At 42.3% G+C, this 18,964-nt stretch carries 15 protein-coding genes, 1 tRNA gene and 1 CRISPR repeat array; of the genes, 9 read left to right on the plus strand and 7 right to left on the minus strand.

Translation table 11 applies throughout. The annotated features are described in order from the left end of the window. Positions 1–22 precede the first annotated feature (22 nt). Entirely contained in the window at positions 23–1,072 is a 1,050-nt protein-coding gene (locus H6G77_RS13045; RefSeq protein WP_190871776.1) for an LLM class flavin-dependent oxidoreductase, read from the minus strand. A gap of 689 nt (positions 1,073–1,761) precedes the next feature. On the opposite strand from H6G77_RS13045, the gene sfnG reads away from it, so the two are divergent. The 4 genes from sfnG (at position 1,762) to H6G77_RS13065 (ending at position 6,722) form a co-directional block, all read left to right on the plus strand. Then, a complete protein-coding gene (gene sfnG, locus H6G77_RS13050; protein WP_190871777.1) occupies positions 1,762–2,859 on the plus strand; it encodes a dimethylsulfone monooxygenase SfnG in 1,098 nt (365 codons plus the stop codon). A gap of 242 nt (positions 2,860–3,101) precedes the next feature. Beyond that, a complete protein-coding gene (locus tag H6G77_RS13055) occupies positions 3,102–4,310 on the plus strand; it encodes an SfnB family sulfur acquisition oxidoreductase (protein ID WP_190871778.1) in 1,209 nt (402 codons plus the stop codon). Between the two features lie 33 nt (positions 4,311–4,343). Beyond that, positions 4,344–5,528 carry an acyl-CoA dehydrogenase family protein gene (locus H6G77_RS13060; RefSeq protein ID WP_190871779.1) on the plus strand — a complete coding sequence of 395 codons (1,185 nt, stop codon included), beginning with the start codon at positions 4,344–4,346 and terminating at the stop codon, positions 5,526–5,528. A 168-nt stretch (positions 5,529–5,696) separates the two neighbouring features. Beyond that, a complete protein-coding gene (locus H6G77_RS13065) occupies positions 5,697–6,722 on the plus strand; it encodes an LD-carboxypeptidase (RefSeq protein WP_190871780.1) in 1,026 nt (341 codons plus the stop codon). A 202-nt stretch (positions 6,723–6,924) separates the two neighbouring features. Here the strand turns inward: H6G77_RS13065 and H6G77_RS13070 are convergent, their stop codons facing one another. Further along, a complete protein-coding gene (locus H6G77_RS13070) occupies positions 6,925–8,253 on the minus strand; it encodes a GTPase family protein (RefSeq protein WP_190871781.1) in 1,329 nt (442 codons plus the stop codon). A gap of 596 nt (positions 8,254–8,849) precedes the next feature. On the opposite strand from H6G77_RS13070, the gene H6G77_RS13075 reads away from it, so the two are divergent. The 5 genes from H6G77_RS13075 to H6G77_RS13095 all read left to right on the plus strand — a co-directional run bounded on the left by H6G77_RS13075 (position 8,850) and on the right by H6G77_RS13095 (position 12,233). Beyond that, positions 8,850–9,707, plus strand: coding sequence for a metal ABC transporter permease (locus H6G77_RS13075; protein ID WP_190670611.1), 858 nt, complete (start codon positions 8,850–8,852; stop codon positions 9,705–9,707). A 77-nt stretch (positions 9,708–9,784) separates the two neighbouring features. Beyond that, a tRNA-Phe gene (locus H6G77_RS13080) sits at positions 9,785–9,857 on the plus strand. Between the two features lie 494 nt (positions 9,858–10,351). Beyond that, positions 10,352–10,489: a hypothetical protein gene (locus H6G77_RS13085; protein ID WP_190670610.1), complete on the plus strand. Its 138-nt coding sequence runs from the start codon at positions 10,352–10,354 to the stop codon at positions 10,487–10,489. Positions 10,490–10,517: 28 nt separating this feature from the next. Next, complete coding sequence (locus H6G77_RS13090; protein ID WP_199331480.1) at positions 10,518–10,814, plus strand: hypothetical protein; 297 nt, start codon at positions 10,518–10,520, stop codon at positions 10,812–10,814. Between the two features lie 622 nt (positions 10,815–11,436). Continuing rightward, positions 11,437–11,910: direct repeats of the CRISPR family, unit length 37 nt; unit sequence GTTTCCAATAATTCCGCCCCTAAAGAATAGAAGCGGC. A 146-nt stretch (positions 11,911–12,056) separates the two neighbouring features. Continuing rightward, positions 12,057–12,233 (plus strand): hypothetical protein, encoded by a 177-nt coding sequence (locus H6G77_RS13095; RefSeq protein WP_190871782.1) that lies wholly within the window; start codon positions 12,057–12,059, stop codon positions 12,231–12,233. 303 nt (positions 12,234–12,536) lie between these two features. Here H6G77_RS13095 and H6G77_RS13100 read toward each other — a convergent pair whose 3' ends face one another. The 5 genes from H6G77_RS13100 to H6G77_RS35345 form a co-directional block, all read right to left on the minus strand. Further along, positions 12,537–14,279 (minus strand): RAMP superfamily protein, encoded by a 1,743-nt coding sequence (locus tag H6G77_RS13100; protein WP_190871783.1) that lies wholly within the window; start codon positions 14,277–14,279, stop codon positions 12,537–12,539. Further along, positions 14,276–14,680 (minus strand): hypothetical protein, encoded by a 405-nt coding sequence (locus H6G77_RS13105; protein ID WP_190871784.1) that lies wholly within the window; start codon positions 14,678–14,680, stop codon positions 14,276–14,278. The genes H6G77_RS13100 and H6G77_RS13105 overlap by 4 nt, the downstream gene beginning before the upstream one ends. Next, entirely contained in the window at positions 14,680–15,489 is an 810-nt protein-coding gene (locus H6G77_RS13110; RefSeq protein WP_190871785.1) for an RAMP superfamily CRISPR-associated protein, read from the minus strand. Before H6G77_RS13110 ends, H6G77_RS13105 begins: the two co-directional genes overlap by 1 nt. Positions 15,490–15,656: 167 nt before the next feature. Then, positions 15,657–16,748, minus strand: a complete 1,092-nt coding sequence (locus H6G77_RS13115) for a type III-B CRISPR module-associated Cmr3 family protein (RefSeq protein WP_190871786.1) — start codon at positions 16,746–16,748, stop codon at positions 15,657–15,659. Next, positions 16,739–18,754 carry a type III-B CRISPR-associated protein Cas10/Cmr2 gene (locus tag H6G77_RS35345; protein WP_199331481.1) on the minus strand — a complete coding sequence of 672 codons (2,016 nt, stop codon included), beginning with the start codon at positions 18,752–18,754 and terminating at the stop codon, positions 16,739–16,741. The genes H6G77_RS13115 and H6G77_RS35345 overlap by 10 nt, the downstream gene beginning before the upstream one ends. Positions 18,755–18,964: the final 210 nt, after the last annotated feature.

Raw genomic sequence — 18,964 nt, forward strand, 5'->3', positions numbered from 1 at the left:
CTATGTAGGGCAAGATTTTGAATTACAACCTAACTAAGTTATTCTGCTGTGTGTATTCGGAAATAACTAGTTTGTGGAAGCGAATAGTATCTTCCAACATCGATTCAAATTTGAGTATGATTAAATCAACGCCAACAGTTTCGTATTCTTTGAGACGTTGAATAATTGTATAGCGATCGCCTACCAGTTGAGCAGATAAACCGAGATTCGCTTCAATGGTTTGGCTGATATCTAGTTTGTTGTGGGCAACTACGTTAGGATCTATTTGTTCTTGAAAGTATTTAATCTGTTGCTGATCCGCAGAACGATAAATCGCGGCTAGTCTAGCTTCAGCTTCGGCTGTATATTCACTAACGATCGCAAAAGCACTCATAGCTACTTTAATATTACGCCCGTAGCGAGCGATCGCCAATGTTTTCACCTTCTGCACCAATGCTGCTGTTTTTTCTGGTTCATCAGCATTGATAAATAAATAATCTCCGTGACGGGCTGCTAAATTAATTGCCCGGTCTGATTCGCCAGCAATGAAAATTGGTGGTGTTGGTGTAGGTTTATCAGTGATAATACCATTTTTAATAGTGTAATATTTACCAACATAATTAAAGTCATCGACTGTCCACAGCCCCTTGATGACATCAATATACTCTTCTAATCGGGCGTATCTCTCACTATGGGGTAGCCAAACATCTCCATAACTTTCTACTTCTAACTTCCACCATCCAGCAATCCCACTCAGGGCAAATCTGCTGTTACTTAATTGATTTTGAATGTTTGCACTCACATTGGCAACCACCGCAGGTAGTTTAAAACCGGGTTGTACAGCCGCAACAATCTTGATGTTCTTGGTGTTCAAACTGGCTAAAGCTGCTGTAATCCAACCATCTGCAACATGATATTTCGGGCCATGAATAGCATTCAAGTAATGTTCAGGAATGTAATAGAAGTCATAACCTAACTTGTCTGCTTCAACTGCCAGTTTTACTAAATCTTGCGTAGATACATTAGCCTCATGATTCACAACCCGCAACCATCCACCACAGACAGGCGACCAAATTCCAAACTGAAGTGGCATAAATATTTCTCCTGTGCTTTTTCTCTAAGGTATTAAACCTCTCCCTCCCAGCCTCCCTCTCCGAAACGGAAAGGGAGGAGAAAAATTAGTTTTTTGCTCCCCTCTCCGCGTCGGAGAGGGGCTGGGGGAGAGGTCAAAAAAAGATTTGTCGGACTTACGTTACTTAAACCACGGTATTTTTATCTTGCCACCGTAGTTTAGTAGTTCACACTACCATATTTATTTCTGCTGTGTATAGTTGCAGATGAGAGATGCAAAGCATTCACTTATCACGATCTGGAATAGTAGCCATCCTTTGTTGAGTCCTGGATTTCGGGTCTCGTTGACATCATCAGGATGATAACTAGCAAATATAAAAGAATAATTAAATATTCCGCAAACGTTAGCAGTATTCCAAAATGGAATACAGAAATGGAATTTAAGTATATGCAGTCACGACATCGGAAAAATTGTCGTGATAAAGTCTGATCCATGAAAATACGGTAGCTCAATCGGGTTATGATATATTGCCAATATCAAATCCTGAGATTGTCTACTTGTAAACTCAGAGGACTTTGCAGCCGCTATCAAGCTTTAGATTTTTTGGATCAAGTTTTAGGTGATTTGTTAGTGATGACAAATTCGGCTTTGTTGCATCACAAGCAAACTTAAACAAATAACCAAGCTGTTTCATTCTCAAACACACAATTATGGTAGATATTAAGTTCGCATACTGGATTCCCAACGTTAGTGGGGGGTTAGTAGTTAGTAAAATTCCCCAACGGACAAACTGGACTTACGACTATAATGCTCAACTGGCTCAAACTGCTGAAGAGGTTGGGTTTGAATATGCTTTAGCCCAAGCTAGATTTATCGCCAGCTATGGGGCTGAGTACCAACTAGAGGCATTTACAACCGTATCAGCCCTCGCACCAGTCACCAAAAAATTGAAGTTGATTGCGGCGGTTCATCCGGGATTATGGCATCCAGGAGTAGTTGCCAAAATCGGAGCCAGTATTGATTTTCTCTCTAACGGACGATTTGCTTTGAATATAGTTAGCGGCTGGTTCAAAGATGAATTCACTATATATGGTGAACATTGGTTAGACCATGACGAACGCTATCGCCGTTCCGAAGAATTTATCCGCGTCCTCAAAGGTTTGTGGACTGAGGATGAGTTTCACTTTAAAGGCGACTTTTACCGGATTAACGGCGGTTGGGTCAAGCCTAGACCGGTGAATCAGAATCCCCATCCAGAAATATTCCAAGGTGGTAACTCTAAAGCAGCCCGGCGGATGGCTGGCCGCGTCTCTGATTGGTATTTCATGAATGGTAATACCTTAGAAGGTGTGAAAGAGCAGATTGCTGAAGTGTCTGAATTAGCTCGTCGAGAAGGACGCACAATTAAATTTGGGCTAAATTCCTTTATCATCGTGCGAGATACAGAAGCAGAAGCCCATGAAGTATTGCGCGAAATTATTGCTCAAGCCGATGTAGAAGCAGTGAAAGGATTTGGCGAAGCTGTCAAACAAGCTGGAGCTGCAACTCGTGAACGTGAGGGAATGTGGGCAAATTCCAATTTTGAAGATTTAGTGCAGTACAACGATGGCTTCAAGTCAGGTTTGATTGGCACTGCTGAACAAGTAGCGGAGAAGATTCGCCAATTCCATGAAGCAGGAGTTGATCTCATTCTTGGCGGCTTCTTACACTACACAGATGATTTGCCAGCATTTGGTAAGAACGTAATCCCCATTGTGCGCGAACTTAAATCTCATCGTCGGACAGCTGATGAGTTGGTTGGGGTGTAAATTCACAGTCACATATCTTGTAGGAGTGGGTTTTGTAGAGCCAAGCTGTTGAGATCACAGCTAAACCCACTTCTACCGCAACAGCGAAACGCAGATATCACAATTTTTACGTAACCAAATCATCTTCATAATTACCCAAATTTCCTAGCAAATTAAATTTGTGATAACTCTGCGTACCACCGCGTTTTCCTTAGCGTACCTCTGCGTTTAAACACGATAAATCACAATCAAGGAGTTTTATCATGACATCACTAATTAATACAGAACAAAAGGCGCATATTATTCGTGATGACAAAGAAGCGATCGCGATCGCCCATGAATTAGCGGCGGAGTTTGCTAAGGGTGACTCAGAACGCGACCAAACTCGGCGTTTACCTGCCGAAGAAGTGCAGAAGTTCTCCCAAAGCGGATTGTGGGGAATTACAGTCCCGAAAGAATATGGCGGTGCTTTTGTATCAAACGTCACCCTAGCAGAAGTAATTAAAATCATCTCCGAAGCCGATTCTAGCCTCGGTCAAATTCCCCAAAATCACCTCTACATGGTGGAAGCAGTCAGGTTGGATGGTACGGATGATCAGAAAAAGTTCTTCTTTGATTTAGTTCTACAAGGCAAACGCTTTGGTAATGCCTTCTCGGAAATTGGTACTAAATCTGTCACCGATGTGCAAACCAAGTTACAACCAGATGGTTCTGACTACATACTCAATGGACGCAAATACTACTCGGCTGGCGCATTACTGGCACATTGGGTTCCTGTGATTGCCAGCAACCCCGATGGTAAAACAGTAGTGGCATTTGTTGAGAGAGATGCCCAAGGACTAACCCTACTTGATGACTGGACGAGCTTTGGACAGCGCACCACAGCTAGTGGTACTACCATTATTGAAAATGTCAAAGTCAAGGCAGAACACGTCATACCGCACTACTTAGCCTTTGAACGAGCTACTCCAATGGGTGCGATCGCTCAAATCATCCAAGCCGCCGTAGACGTGGGAATTGCCAAAGCCGCAGTCCGTGACACCATTCACTTTGTCCGTAAATATACGCGCCCTTGGGTTGACAGCAATTTAGAAAAAGGCTACGAAGACCCCCTGACACTATATGAATTTGGTAACGTGCAAATTCAAGTTCATGCTGCGGAAGCTTTGCTGCGTCGTGCAGGCGAATTTCTTGACATCGCTAACGAGTCAGGCTTAGAAGAACCCAAGGTAGTTGAAGCCTCGATTGCAGTTGCAGAAGTCAAAGCCTTAGCCACCGAAGCCGCAATCCTAGCTACCAACAAGTTATTTGAACTAGCAGGTACTAAATCTACATTGGAAGAATTCAACTACAATCGCCACTGGCGAAATGCCCGCGCTCATACACTCCACGATCCCGTCCGTTGGAAATACTACGCTGTTGGTAACTACTTCCTGAATGGTGTTTATCCCCCGCGCCATCCTTGGCTGTAATTAATAAAGTATTTGCAGGAGAAGTTGCGAAGTATGCAATTAATCAAAACTAAAGAGTCTCAAAATTATCTGGATCTAGCTAAATCTTTAGCGCAGGAATTTGCTGCTACTGCTGTAGAACGCGATGTCCAAGGGGGAACACCAAAACATGAACGCGATCGCCTGCGCCAAAGCAACTTGCTAAAATTGATCGTACCGACAGAGTACGGTGGTTTAGGAGAAAGCTGGATTACCGTTTTCAGAATTACCCGCGAGTTTGCCAAGGTTGATAGTTCTATTGCTCACGTCTTTTCTTACCACCATCTAGGGGTAGTAGTTCCGCATATATTTGGTTCAACAGAGCAGAAGCAGCGATATTATGCAGAAACTATTGACAACAATTGGTTTTGGTGCAATGCTCTCAACCCTTTAGATAGAAGAACGACGCTGACACCAGAAAATAATCACTTCCGTCTTCATGGCAGCAAAAGCTTTTGCTCTGGCTCCCAAGACTCGGATATATTACCGATCACCGCTACTGATCAAAAAACTGGTGAATTGAAAATTCTGGCAATTCCTACCCAACGCCAAGGTGTGACTGTTCATGATGATTGGGATAACATAGGGCAACGTCAGACAGATAGCGGTACTGTGACATTTGAAAATGTGCTGGTATACCCAGACGAAATTCTGGGTATTAGAGATAAACCCAGTCAACCCTTCACCACGATTCGCGCCTGCTTAACTCAATTGAATCTGGCTAATATCTATTTAGGAATTGCCCAAGGAGCATTTGAAGCTGCTAAAACCTATACTGGCACTAATACTAAACCTTGGCTGACATCAGGTGTAGAAAGTGCTACCCAAGATCCATACATTATCCAGCATTACGGCAATTTCTGGGTTGAGCTACAGACTGCTACTTGTCTAGTTGACCAAGCAGGAGAATTATTACAACAAGCTTGGGAAAAAGAATGGTCACTCACCGCAGAACAACGGGGAGAATGTGCGCTGTTTATCGCTACAGCCAAAGTCGTCGCTACTAGAGTCGGCTTAGATATCACCAACCGCATCTTTGAAGTTATGGGCGCACGCGCTACTAATGCCAAGTATGGTTTTGACCGCTATTGGCGGAATCTCCGCACGTTCACTCTCCATGATCCTGTTGATTATAAAATCAGAGATATAGGAAATTGGGCGTTAAATGATCAACTGCCAAAACCCAACTTTTATTCTTAGAAAGACAAGACTGATAAAGTTGGCGGGAGATGGGTAGCGTTATAGTAGGAGGCAGTGGTTCGACTACGCGGTAATTGAGCGGTCATTGTGAATTGCGAATTGGTATTAGTCGTTTGGTGCAAGATGTGAATATAATCAAATTTCTTTCCTACTCCCCACTCCCCAATTTTGAAACGACGCACATTTATTACCACCTGTGGTTTCACCGCTTTAGCTACACAGATACCTCTGGCTAAGGTTCAAGGTCAACTATCGCCAAACACCATTATCAAGCCACCCCGCCTCCAAGCGGGAGATACGGTAGGATTAATTTCTCCGGCTGGTGTCATTGATGCGGAAGATTTAGCCAATGCCAAGCGATCGCTCACCGAGTTAGGATTAAAAATTAAATTAGGCAACCATATTTTAGATAGGTACGGCTATTTAGCTGGTACAGATGCTAACCGCGCCGACGATGTAAACGCGATGTTTGCAGATAATTCCGTCAACGCCATTATGACTATGCGCGGCGGTTGGGGTTGTAATCGCATTTTACCTTTACTGAACTATCCCCAGATTCGCACCCATCCTAAAATTATCATGGGGTTTAGTGATATTACTGCTTTGGTGTTGGCTATTTATGCCCGTAGTCGAGTCCTGACTTTTCACGGGCCGAATGCCACATCTACTTGGAATGATTTTACTGTAGATTATGCCAAGCGCATCTTATTTGATGGCGAAGCAGTCACAATGGAAAATCTTAAAACTGAAGATGTCCAATTTGAGACGATTGCATCAGGAAAAGCCACAGGTAAATTAATAGGTGGTAACTTATCAGTGATAGCAGCAATGGTAGGTTCACCTTATCTACCTGCTTGGTACAAAAGCATTTTATTTGTGGAAGATGTCAGAGAAGATGTTTATCGCATCGACCGAATGTTAACTCAGCTAAAAAACGCTGGGATTCTCAATCAAATTTCTGGTTTGATTTTTGGTAGATGCACTGACTGTAGTATTGGCGATGAACCATCTTTTAAATTAACTCAAGTCTTACGCGAACATATTATTCCCTTAAAAATTCCGGCTTGGTATGGTTCAATGATTGGTCATATTAAAGATAAATTTACATTGCCAATTGGTTTAAATGTTGAAATAAATGCCGATGCTGGCACAATTAAAATGTTGGAATCGGCTGTGGTGAGAGGGGATAGGTGACAGGTGTAGGTTGGGTGGAGGAACGGAACCCAACATTTTCAAGAATTTGTTGGGTTACGCTATCGCTACACCCAACCTACTATTCTCTTAACTGAACTTAATTCTCTAAAATCAGACAACAGAATAAAATCAATTTGTAGCGATCGCAAAACCACACAAAGTCTACACCCCCTTGTCCCCCTTGTCTCCCTTGTCCCCCAAATCACCGCTTAATTCCCTTAAACCGTTCTTTCGCGGCTTGAAACTCGGCTTGCATCACAGATTGTATCTTTTGCGGATCAGGTTTTTTGCCACCGATAACATCGCCAAAATAAACACAAGCTGCTTCACCTAAAGACCAAGTATAAGCCGCCGCCCAAGAAGCCGCGATCGCACTGCCAAAACCAGGGATAATTTTCACTAACTCCCGTCCTATGGCTTGGGCGAAAAATCCGCCGGCGATCGCACTCACAATTCCGCCTGCTTGCGATGGTGTGATGGTTTGCCCGTATAATTTACCTAACAGTCCTACCATCGATACTTGCAATGCTGTTAACACAGGCATGGTTGCAAATGGTAGAGGTATGGCTGCTAATGTTGCTGCCATCACTGAAAAAGTCAACATATACCGCCTTCCCGCATCACGGTAGATATTACCAATTTGTTGACCTACTCCCTGTGATAATAACTGATTAATGGCGCGGGCTTCGGCTTCGGGTAACAATTCCGCTAAAGCATCTCGAAACTCTTCTAAACCATAAAATACCGGATTGTAACCATCTTCTTCTAAAGTAAAGTCAATCAGCACAGCGCGATCGCACAATCCACTAAAAGCTTGCTGAATTTCTGCAAAAGCCCGTTGAACTTCATCATACTCTGGTGGATAAACTGGATGATCTACCACATCCACAGGATAAACTTCGTGTAAGCAAGTCACCGCCAGTAAACAAGGAATATCAGGATATTGTTGACGTAGGTTTTGGGCAATTTTTCGCAACGTATCCGTGGCAAAATCATTAATCTTGACGGTGAGAATTAACACCCTCGCACCACGACTAGCCTTTTGCAAATCACCCAACAACTCTTGGATAATAATTTGAGTTTCTTGATTAACATCTCCTAACCCCACCGTATCGGTAAAAATCAGCAACGGTAAATCACCAGAAGGATAGGCGTAGCGTTCAGTATGTTGGGTATGGGGACGAAAACCTTGTCCGATAATTTCTGCTGAAACTCCAGTCAGTCCCCGCACAATCGAACTTTTACCAGCTTGGGGTTTACCAATTAACAAAGCTTCTGTAGTTGGCAGTTCAGCACGGACAGCTTCTAAAATCTCTGCTACCTGAGCTTCGCTGACACTATACCATTCAACCACAGTCTGCGATACTTGTTCCACAGGTAGCAACTGCATCAAACTAGATGTAGCTTTTTGCCAGATTCCTGTAATGCGGTTTTTCCAATTGTTATTAACCGACTGCGTTTGACCTCCAGACGGTTCATTGGTAGATTGAGAATCTGCTGATGGCAAATTAGTATTAGGTTGCTCAGTCATGGTAATCAAAACAGCAGATAGATGGCAGTTTGAGTTGAGAGGTTGTTTTAAAAGTCTGCTTGTTGGTAGCAAAATATTTTAGATCCCCCTAAATCCCCCTTAAAAAGGGGGACTTTGAGATTAATTCCCCCCTTTTTAAGGGGGGCTATGGGGGATCAACGAGTACTTAAAACTACGAATAAATACTTTTCAAACATCCTCTGAAATACTCACTGGCCATTTTAGATGATTCACCACTCATCTAACCTGCACCTTTATAGCAATCTTCCAATTAACAAAAATCACACCGGAGATTATATAGGCCTCATATTTAGATTTATGAAAAAAATCAGGTGTAGGTTGGGTGGAGGAACGGAACCCAACATTCACGCATACTTTGTTGGGTTACGCTATCGCTACACCCAACCTACTATTCTCTTAACTGAACCGTATTGGATTATATGGGACTCATATTTGATTTATGAAAAAATCATTACACCCAGATAAACCTGGATTTCTCACAAGAGAGAAATCTAGGAGTGTGGGAGGATAGTAAAGAAATCTTTCCCCCCACACCCCCCACACAAATAGATTCAACAATCACACCGGATGATTATATGAGTTACCCCATTGCAGAGTTAGCCATTACTAGCAGTCAAGATTTAGTGAGTTTATTACAATTTCCCTTTATGCAACGGGCGCTGATTGGTGCTGTGTTGATGGGCATACTGGGAGGGTTACTGGGTAGTTTTGTCACTTTACGACAATTATCGTTTTTTAGCCATGCCGTTGGTCATGCGGCTTTAGTTGGTGTCGCCTTGGGTGTCCTGCTACAGTTAAATCCTACTTGGATGCTGTTACCCTTTACCTTGGTTTTTGGCGTTATCGTTCTTTACTTTGTTGATAAGACCGATTTAGGCAGTGATAGCGTACTTAGTATAGTTCTCTCTGGTGCCTTGGCGATCGGTGTCATTCTTTCTAGCTTGATTCAAGGATATCGGGGTAACCTGATGGCTGTGCTGTTTGGCGATATTCTCGCTATTGATACCACCGATTTGATTTTAACCCTACTCATCCTTGTAGGCGGCGCTATATTCTTATTCTCGACTTTGCGCCAGCAAATTTTACTCACCCTCAATCCTGATGTTGCTAAAGTCCAAGGTATTCCCGTGGAATTATATCGTTACGCCTTTGTGGTGCTGCTGTCACTAGCCGTTGCAGTGGCGATTAAAGCTGTGGGAGTTTTACTAGTTAACGCCTTCTTAGTGATCCCCGCCGCGACAGCCAAGCTGATGAGTCAGCATTTTAGCCGCTTTTTGTGGATGTCGGTAATTGTAGGTTCAATTAGCAGCATTGTAGGTATTCTGGTTTCAGGGATTTTTAACATCGCTTCTGGCCCTAGTATTGTGCTGGTTCAGTTCTTGCTATTCATTGCTGTGTTCGTTGTCATTAAACTGGGTTGGCAAACTGCATAACTTTTTTTTAGATGACCCTTGCAGAATCATTTTTCGTTTGCTAAGATTATAAATCGTGGCGCAAAAACAAAGCACCCGCCGGGATAGCTCAGTTGGTAGAGCAGAGGACTGAAAATCCTCGTGTCACGAGTTCAAGTCTCGTTCCTGGCATACCACTAAACCCCTTGAAATCGTTGGATTTCAAGGGGTTTTGCCTTTATTAGTACATAACTTACGCACGCCGTTTTTTTATTGAGAATGGGTGTAATAAGCTATTAAGCACTTAGTTTGCAGTTTAGACCGCAGGGGAGCAGAGGGGCAGAGGAGAGAGTTTAAGTCATTTATGTACAATTTCAATAGTGCAGCTTAAATGCTGATTAGCTTACCAATTCTATAAGAGGCTGTATATTCAAATCTGGCACCAAGCGACTGAAGTCGTGGCTATACAGACACAACCAGAACTTCGACTAAGCTCAGGACAAGCGCAGTAACAACCTTTGCAGGCTAATAAGATGCCTAACCCCCAACCCCTTCCCTACGAGGGAAGGGGAGCAAAACTCAAAGCCTCTCTCCGTTTCGGGGAGAGGTTTGGAGAGGGGTTACAAAAATAAGTTGCACATCGCGTTAATAAGATGCTTTTTAATTAACGATTTGGTGTAAGAGTGATGAAAATTTACACCAGTTCAAAAGCAAACCACAAAATATTTTTTACTGAGGTATTTACAAGTATAATTTTATACAGTACTATAGGATTAAGAAAGGCGATCGCCCTCCGCCAAGAGCTTGCGATCGCCTTTCCCTAAACCCCCTTTCTGGGAGATAATTTCTATCATGGCACAAGTCAAAAAGTTTGCACGACATCAACGTTTTGCCCAATCACAATTACAACAATTTTTAGAGGGCGAAATGTTAAATACACCTGTTCACAATTTAGCTTTTCAAAATCCATCATCTAAGCGAGAACGCATTAAACACATACTTATGGGTTCTCCCCAAGCTGTTACTCATACTATTCACCACCTGCACGTTATTGGTTACGCCAGCACTGGTGATTGGAGTCCTCTTTTACCCACTGCTAATCCAGATGAGGTAATGAGTATTTTAATCCGCATGATTTTGATCCGATAAGTTATTTCCACTATTAAAAACCCGACTTTATTTAAAGTCGGGTTTCTTTTTGCTGTTTTGGTGATAGCGGTTCTTACTTGCTTGTAATACAGTCGGAACCCCACCCCGCATTTGCTAACGCAAACGCTCCCCTCTCCGCACGCGGAGAGAAGTTGCGTGCGGGGGTTCCCCCCGTTGAGCAAACTTCGGGGGAGGGGTTGGGGGTGGGGTTGAAATGTACTTCATCCAACTGAGAACCGCTCAAATTCTGATTTGAGGAATCAAAACACTTTCGGCGAGATATATCGCTACAACAGCCAGTAGAAGTGTTTTCAATTATTCCGATTTGAGTTAATCGGTAAAGGCGCGAGTATTCCCTTTGAAGTGGAAGTGCAAGATTTGTTTCCAATAATTCCGATTTGAGTTAATCGGTAAAGAGTTCGTCTAGGAGCCTTTACCCTGTAAGGGTTTCAGCCGCCAAATCGACACCACTCTGAAGAACATTATAAATGTTGGGCGAAATTTAACCAAGTACATAGCTCAAATCCTTACCCAGTAAGCAATCGACACCACTCAACGAAAAGTATAGGGTTTTGGGGATTTAGCGAGTGGTGTCGAAAAGTGAACATTTATCAGCGCCAACGTTTCCAATAATTCCGCCCCTAAAGAATAGAAGCGGCTACATAATCATTTTGCTTTTTAGCGGTGTTAATGGTTTCCAATAATTCCGCCCCTAAAGAATAGAAGCGGCGATGTAGGATTCAAAATCACCGGATAGCCCTTTCGTTTCCAATAATTCCGCCCCTAAAGAATAGAAGCGGCTTAAAGTCATGCCCGATGTTTTGCAGCGTATCTTTAAACGTTTCCAATAATTCCGCCCCTAAAGAATAGAAGCGGCTAGTTATTAGCTATCTGGGCTACAGTTATATTTTGAATGTTTCCAATAATTCCGCCCCTAAAGAATAGAAGCGGCCAACAGATGGCCGAGCAAGAACAAAAGCAGTTAGAGTTTCCAATAATTCCGCCCCTAAAGAATAGAAGCGGCTACTGCGGAGGAATGCCAAGCCCAAAACGTTTATTGTTTCCAATAATTCCGCCCCTAAAGAATAGAAGCGGCTGCGGGCTTCTGAAACCTTGATATTGCAAAGGTTTTAAAGCCACTTTGCGCGGGACTAGAAAGAAAGTAGCATTTTAGCCGTTGGCTCGTCAAGACATCACCTTTGTAAATTGCCTCAAAAGCATAACAGGCAAAGCTTCTAGGAATTGCGCGGAACTCCATATTGTAGCCATCCACCTCAAAGCCATACAGCATCAGCCTTTGAACCACAAAAATTGCTTCAAATTCTTAAACACCCACTCATCCGCGCCAGTGAGTATGTCAACTGTGCAGTCAGATTACAGATAAAAATAGCGATCGCCATCATCCTGATACCAATTTAATGTGAAGTTGCACATATTTCGATCCCCCTAAATCCCCCTTAAAAAGCTATCCATTACCCGGATCTTTCTCAACATTTATGAGAGTATTCACTCACGCTTTTTCTAACCCTGATTACTTCGTTCTTAATTCTCAATAAAAAGCCAATTTTAGCGAGAAGATAAAAAGCGAATTTGTCAAGTATGCTTGACCCCTCAGCCTTCAAGATGACTACAAAACAAGCGTTTTAGGATTGTTAAGAAAGATGTGACTAATGGATAGGCTTCGGAGAGGGGTTGGGGAGAGGTTAATCGAATTTGCGTAATTTATGATGGCGATCGCGGCCAGAGTTTCTGAAAACCTTTGGCTTGATTTTGCTGGAAATTTAGAAACTTGACAAACTGTTTTGATTCGGGTGAATCATCGGGAAACAGCGTCAGCAGTTCTAAATAGCCAACGGTGGTTTTGGGTATAGGTTTATTAGGATTTTTGGGATCTTTGACTAGGCGAACAAGCGGGTACATTCGATGCCAAAGTCTACCGATTTGCCCCATCTGTCCGGTAATTGACGAACGGTAAATTGAACCTTCTGGCTGCGTTCTCGAAATTGCTTCTTGGTAAGGGCCATGCAGCCAAAAAATAGCTTCACTGTCTTCTTTGTCATTGGCTTGTCGTCCCCAGACTTGCACGTTTTGGGGATGCCATGCTTCGCGCCAAGTAGTTGGTTGTTTGGGGCTGGGGGTGATGCCTTGCAACTGCATCCAATCTTGGGCAGTTTGCCGCACTTTATCGATAAATTCGCCCACTTGCTCTAGTTTACGCACTTGCACATCTCGAATGAGCGATCGCTCTCCCAACCATTGCCAGTGACAACCAATTAGCGGTTTGTATCCCTCTTCGTAGTATTCTTCATAAAATAGGCGATGATCTGCCCGTCGCCAAGATTTGCCAAAACCACCTAACACAACAGCGAACCGCGTTAAATCAGCTACCAATTTTTTCAAAGCTTCTTCTTGTTGAGAATCAGCCAGTTTACTAGCCAGTAACCAAACTAATTCACCCTCAACATTATAAGTAGGTTGGGCGTAGGAACCTCTGCCAAAGCTTTCTATCTCTAACCGAGAATCTCGAAAACTCATCCCCAAAAGCCCGATATTGCCCTTACCTTGGACACTACCAAACAAATTGTTGACAATTTGCTCTGCCATGTCTGCATTCGTCAACCCGCCAAAAATTCGCAAAGCATGACCCCGCAAACCAGCCCGAAAAATATTAGCGCGAAACTCCCCTGTGCCATCAATTAACTTGGCTGCTTGTCCCTGGCCTTTGATGCGTGCTTGGTAAAGAATATTGCCCTTGTGTTGTTCTGGTTGCCCGTAGCCAGCACAGACACGACAACCAATGCCTGTGGAAAGTGCCTTTTCCCATATTTCCCAGACTGTCTGCCAATCTACATTTTTAGCGTTACTAGAAATGCCAAATTGTAGTTCTGGTTTATACAAGGAAATTTGGATAAACGCGCTTGATGGTTTATTTTCTTTCTTGACTTGCCAATCTTGCTGCGGATTCACAATCTTTACATTTTTTTTCTCAATCCCAACTTGCCAATTCTGCTGCGGATGCACAATGTCTACTAAATTTTCCGTCCAGGCAGTATCAGTAGGATAACCACCATGAAAACGTAAAATTCCTGGTTGCAATTCTCCATCAGCCAAAATTGTGCCGCAGTACAATGCTGCTTGTTCTTTGGTGCAAGCGCGACGAAAAATCCCCTTCATACTGCTACCAGGATAAAACGGCCAGCCCCTCGCGCCAATCACCGGGCGAATTACACCATCATCTTGACCGCTATTGGTAATAAATCGCCAAGTTAAGGTGTAAGTCCGAGTTTGAACTTCAGCCCCAGTTTCGGGGAGATTAGGATAAGCTTTATCTACCCATTCATCAGCCCAACGTGTAGCGTCTTGTTCTTCTGCACCAGGAACCAGCCTTTGAATTTGGCAACGTCCATTAATCTGCGCCCGAAACATCATTGGAACTTTTTTAGCGGGGTCGGGAATGACAGTCATGATTTTTCCCCTTTATATCGTTGCGTCCACCAAACAATACAGTCACATAGTTGCGTCAGCACTGCTAATGCTACCCGTTGGTCATTGATATCCAATTGCCAGAGTTTATCAGACATTGTTTGAATCTGCTCAACATTATTGAGGTTGACAGCATCATTGGGAATTTCGACTCCAGCTTTTTTCATAATTGCTGCTAAAGCATCCCAAGTTGCTTTCCAATATTCAGCTTTCTCCGGTTCTTTAGCTTTTAAACGCAGATGTTCTCCCCAAAAACGTTCCAACCCGTAAGCAACAGACATCCGCATTTTGTAAGATTGGTTGAGAGACTTTTCATCTCGCTTTTTAGCATTTATTACCAATTGTTGTGCTGTCCGGTCTAGTCCGTAAGATTTCCAAGCCATTATTTATATGCTCCCCCTAAAGTAACTTGACAACGACCAAAGCCAATTGACTCTAGTCCACCAAAATAAAGTTCATCAGACGCATCATTTCCAAAGGGTTGCCAACCTGTTTGTTTCAAGGCAATTGGAAAAATTAAGATACTTCCTTCTGGTAAAGCTTCGACGTTAAAAAATGCACCGCCTTCTACTTTCTTTTCGCTGTCGGCAAGTTTGACTCGGCTTTGGCGGTAAAGTGCCATGTCGTGCAGCATGGCAATATCATTGTTATCAACTACAACTAAGTTGTTTGGATTCAAGTTAGATCCGGTTGGTATCCAATCTGAGAGGTCTTCATCTTTCTGGATTTCGATAAAGCCTAAGTTAAAAAACAAAACTTTACGGTTAGTGTCTACTTGACGACCTTGCAAAGCTTTGGGTGCTGTGTAAGGGTCTGGTAGATTTGCATTGATGCCAGTAATTTGCTTGTAACGTTTGAGTAACCAAGGACAAGTTACCCAAACAATCGGTTGTCCGGGACAGAAAACAGGTAGCCAGACTAAGGAGGCGTATTCAAACTTAACTAAGGCTTCGGTGGTGGTGTTTTCTTCACCTAATACAGCTTCGTGACCATACCATGTTCTTTCTGTACCTTGTTCGTGCGATCGCATATCTGCCCGAAATCTACCACGAATTGAACTACCAGGAATAATCCCAGTTTGGGTAAATTGGTCACGGAAAATTAAGTTCAAATTCCCGGTTTCTTCTCCCGCACTTGCACCGACGTGCAGAGGTGCTAAGGTTTCGATGATGCCGTAGGCTTTTTTGTACATTGATATTACTCCATATTGATAACTGTTAACTGATAACGCTGAAGGTGAAGTTGTAGTGAAGGTGTAGGTTGGGTGGAGGAACGGAACCCAACATTCACGCATACTCTGTTGGGTTACGCTATCGCTACACCCAACCTACTATTCTGATAACTGTTAACTGATAACTGCTAACTGTTAAAGGGTAGGGCTAGTCCGCTTCCCCAGCGTTTGAAGGAAGGGCCTTCTTTGGGGAACCATTCAGGGTTCCATGTTTGCCAAGCTTTGAGGGGTGTTTTCATGACATAAACGGTTCCCGCCGGAATTGCATAACGTCCCCGTGATAGGCGTTTGGTTTTGCCTTCACCACCAAGTCGATAGCGGGAAGGGTGGGGACGTTCAGTCAACAGGGTGTCTAAATACAGTTCGCTATCCCACGCCTCTGGATAGCGAGTTGATAGGCGATTTGACCCCCAAATTGCTGGGGTAATTAAAGCGAAACTCTTGCCAACATCTTGTGTGAGCAGATTTTTGATAGATTCATCCAATGGCAGACATCGCACATCTACTATATGTCCCTCACCGCCAAAGCGATACCAACCATCATTAACTTTGTCATTGCAGAGATAAACTAAGCAGTAATCGGGGTCTAGTTGAACTCCGTTTTCTAAAAATAAACTGCCTCTTTCGCTGCCGTCTTCTAGTTTTTCTATCTTGACGCACCGTTCATCTTCTCTTAGTTGGGGGTGCAATTGTGGAACTGGTTTCCAAGGTGATTTTTTGACTTTTGGCGGGTTACTCCAATCAATTGATGTTAATTTTTCCCAGTCTTCTATTGCTAACCAATGGCTACTTTCAAATTTATCTGATGGTGATTCTTCATTTTGATTTTGCCATTTGGCTCCATTCCAACTTAATTGATATGAAATTTTTGCTTCTCCTTTCTTAACTAAACAATTAAAAGGTGTCGGCACATAAAAGTTCTGCGGAGAACAACTTTTTGCCCAAAAAGGGCCAGCAAAATGTAAAGGTTCGATTTTGGCTTTGCGCTTTTCTTCGTCAGATTCCTCTTGGGTATATGTAGCCGAAAATAAACCAGATAAGCTGGCTGTGCTTGGGGGAAAGCTTGTCCCGGAACGTCCTACTAAGTTGTCTGGTGATAAAAATCTGCCAGCACTGCCATATAAAAAACCTAATGGTTCAATGACTACCAAATACTTAAAAAGTGACTCTGTTGTAGCATTACTGCTAGAATCCCTACCTGATATTTCTACTACTGACATAATTGAAATCCTATTTTTGCAAGATTAATAATCCAGTTATTTAGTGCTTCATTGGCATCCTTGCAGTCTTTTTTATTTCCTAAAATGCCATAGGAGATAATTTTTTTCTTTTCATTGTCTTCTTCAGGTTGATTCCAGAGGATTTTGTTATCTTTAAGATTGAGGCGTTTATTTACATCAGGAAAGTAAATTTTAAACAAAGCTAAAGCTATCTCAGTTTGTTCACCTTTAAACGCGTGACGGGATTCTAGTAACGCCACATCTGCATAGATATGTCCCCAGTTGGCTTTTGCGCCTGTTTGTCCGTGGCGATCGCAATATCCTTGCAATACTTCCTGCAAACACCACCAAGGACAAACCCAATCTATATAATTACCTCCATTAAACAAGATGCGAATAGCCAGGCGATCGCGTCCTTGATTTTTGGCGATTTTCTCTACATCTCTGCAATTTTGTAATACCTCTCGCTGCGGAACACCAGGCGCAGCCCAAACAAATCCCACACTCACGCCAATTGGTTGTTTATGTTGTTTCCATAAGGCGTTCTCGTTTGCGGAATTAAAGTTATAAAACCAATCAAGGCATTCTTGAGGTTTAAGTACAGGTTCTCTAAACAATATTTCTGCTTCTTGATACTTAAGACCTGCGTCTGCTAGTGCTTCTTTTAAAATTCCATCGCTTTTATAATTATCTTTAATGATTTGAGCAAATTCATGTCTAAGTTCAACAGAAAGTTTTACGTCTTTATGTAAACCTCTACTGTCAAATTCTTGTCGGAAAGTAGTTATTTCTTTTGCTAATTTTGGTGCGGATTTTCCTGCTTTATCAGTTAAGTATGTCACTAATTTTCCGAGAAATCTTTTGTCAGGAGGAGTGCGATATAAAACACCTAAAAAATCATCACCACCTGCATAAATTATTCTACCACAACCTGTATTATTCAAGCTTTTTTTTAATATGTTTTCACCCCAAGTTATCATAGCAAGGCTAAAATTATTAGTCTCTATATCTGATAATTTTTTGAGATATTCTCCGGCTTTATCCCCATCACCTTGAAACCAGCCAGTCCAACGATTATCAGGTTCTAATTTGTCTTTTTTTCTCTTTGTATTCAGCCGATTTAAATCACGATATGTTTCAGGAATCTCTTGTGTAGGAATACCTATAGGAGATGCGATCGCCTCTAAAGTAATCAGACGTTTAATCAGTTCAGCAATACTCAATTCCTCATCGGGGTCTATAATACCTGAACCATATTCCCTAATGAGTTCGTCACGTTCTTGCTGACTAATTTTAGGAAATCTTTCTTCAATAAATTTAATAAATCCTTGACCATATCTCTCAACTAACCTGCTATGTATTTCTGGATTCTTTTTCTTGAGTTCATTTCTAATATGCTCAATAAAATCATGACCGACTGCATAACTTAACTGCTGGTAAAACGCTTTAATTTCATTTTTTTGAGTTTCATATTTATAGGTTTTAGGATGATTACTACCTAGACTGGGAATTGCGATCGCATCTGCACCAGATAAGGTTGAACTTTCACCAGTCCAGTTAATCGCTGTCCAATTGCGCCGACGCTTGATTTGATCTAAATTACCTCGCGCGTTAGTAATTGATTCACCTTGTCCCCAAAAAAATTCCCAAGCGTAACTTGACCATAAATTCCATGTTCTTCGCCAATGATATTCACCAGGAACATGATCTTCAATCCATTGGCGACAAGTTTGTATAACTCCATCCCAAGCAGAGTCGAAAACTTCTTTAACTTCTGTTTCGGGAAAATCACCTTTAATAATTATTTGATTAGGAGTTCCTTGCGTCAAATTGATAGTAGCTGGAGAAACCACCCAAAATCCTTTATCTCTGGCTTTCCTACAAATGGTACTGGCTAGATAAGACAAGATAAAAGAACTACCGTATAAATCTCGTAACTTTCGAGATTTTTCGATAAACCCCTGAACGGGTGCAAAAGTAATTGCTGTGTAAACTTGATTAGCCATAGCTAAAGTAATCCAATTTCACAAATTGAACAATCAGATTTAAATTATGCAGAATAGAGAAAAAACGCGATATTACTTTCTAAAATAGTCGCTTTTAGCACTCAATTACATCAATTTATGATGAATTAACACTTCGTCAAATGAATTAATACCTCAGCTAAAATATTTACCATTGGACGAGTTGATAAATTTTCGCCCCGCTTTAAACCA

Source organism: Aulosira sp. FACHB-615, from assembly GCF_014698045.1.
Lineage (GTDB): Bacteria > Cyanobacteriota > Cyanobacteriia > Cyanobacteriales > Nostocaceae > Nostoc_B.

What these genes read in the sequence shown, in the direction of transcription:
- H6G77_RS13100 (WP_190871783.1), bottom strand. Translation starts at nt 14,279, where the DNA reads ATGACTGTCATTCCCGACCCCGCTAAAAAAGTTCCAATGATGTTTCGG.
- H6G77_RS13055 (WP_190871778.1), top strand. Translation starts at nt 3,102, where the DNA reads ATGACATCACTAATTAATACAGAACAAAAGGCGCATATTATTCGTGAT.
- H6G77_RS13105 (WP_190871784.1), bottom strand. Translation starts at nt 14,680, where the DNA reads ATGGCTTGGAAATCTTACGGACTAGACCGGACAGCACAACAATTGGTA.
- H6G77_RS13115 (WP_190871786.1), bottom strand. Translation starts at nt 16,748, where the DNA reads ATGTCAGTAGTAGAAATATCAGGTAGGGATTCTAGCAGTAATGCTACA.
- H6G77_RS13060 (WP_190871779.1), top strand. Translation starts at nt 4,344, where the DNA reads ATGCAATTAATCAAAACTAAAGAGTCTCAAAATTATCTGGATCTAGCT.
- H6G77_RS13090 (WP_199331480.1), top strand. Translation starts at nt 10,518, where the DNA reads ATGGCACAAGTCAAAAAGTTTGCACGACATCAACGTTTTGCCCAATCA.
- sfnG (WP_190871777.1), top strand. Translation starts at nt 1,762, where the DNA reads ATGGTAGATATTAAGTTCGCATACTGGATTCCCAACGTTAGTGGGGGG.
- H6G77_RS35345 (WP_199331481.1), bottom strand. Translation starts at nt 18,754, where the DNA reads ATGGCTAATCAAGTTTACACAGCAATTACTTTTGCACCCGTTCAGGGG.
- H6G77_RS13085 (WP_190670610.1), top strand. Translation starts at nt 10,352, where the DNA reads ATGAAAATTTACACCAGTTCAAAAGCAAACCACAAAATATTTTTTACT.
- H6G77_RS13070 (WP_190871781.1), bottom strand. Translation starts at nt 8,253, where the DNA reads ATGACTGAGCAACCTAATACTAATTTGCCATCAGCAGATTCTCAATCT.
- H6G77_RS13110 (WP_190871785.1), bottom strand. Translation starts at nt 15,489, where the DNA reads ATGTACAAAAAAGCCTACGGCATCATCGAAACCTTAGCACCTCTGCAC.
- H6G77_RS13045 (WP_190871776.1), bottom strand. Translation starts at nt 1,072, where the DNA reads ATGCCACTTCAGTTTGGAATTTGGTCGCCTGTCTGTGGTGGATGGTTG.
- H6G77_RS13075 (WP_190670611.1), top strand. Translation starts at nt 8,850, where the DNA reads ATGAGTTACCCCATTGCAGAGTTAGCCATTACTAGCAGTCAAGATTTA.